This window comes from Flavobacterium sp. UGB4466 (assembly GCF_903469665.1).
GTDB lineage: Bacteria > Bacteroidota > Bacteroidia > Flavobacteriales > Flavobacteriaceae > Flavobacterium > Flavobacterium lipolyticum.
In genome coordinates this window covers 1-252 of sequence record NZ_CAGKLC010000303.1, presented here as the reverse complement: position 1 = coordinate 252, position 252 = coordinate 1, and the positions used below count along the sequence as shown (strand labels likewise).

The following is a 252-nucleotide window of genomic DNA, read 5'->3' as shown; positions in this document are numbered from 1 at the left end:
ATTGGTAGACACGCTGGACTTAAAATCCAGTGAACAGCAATGTTCGTGCGGGTTCAAGTCCCGCTCTGAGTACTAAATAAACTTCAACTGGTTGTACTAGTTGAAGTTTTTTTTCGAATAAAAGAGAGCTCAAGTTGTTCTCAAAGAAAAAACAACGGTTAAAGTTGTAAAATATTGGACGCATAGCTCAGCTGGATAGAGCACCTGCCTTCTAAGCAGGCGGTCGAAGGTTCGAATCCTTCTGCGTTCACA

Annotated in this window: 1 tRNA gene; it reads left to right on the top strand. The window is 42.1% G+C overall.

Annotation, left to right across the window (positions count from 1 at the left end):
- Window positions 1–176 precede the first annotated feature (176 nt).
- Window positions 177–250 (top strand) — tRNA-Arg (locus JO950_RS22160).
- The last annotated feature ends 2 nt before the right edge of the window (window positions 251–252 follow it).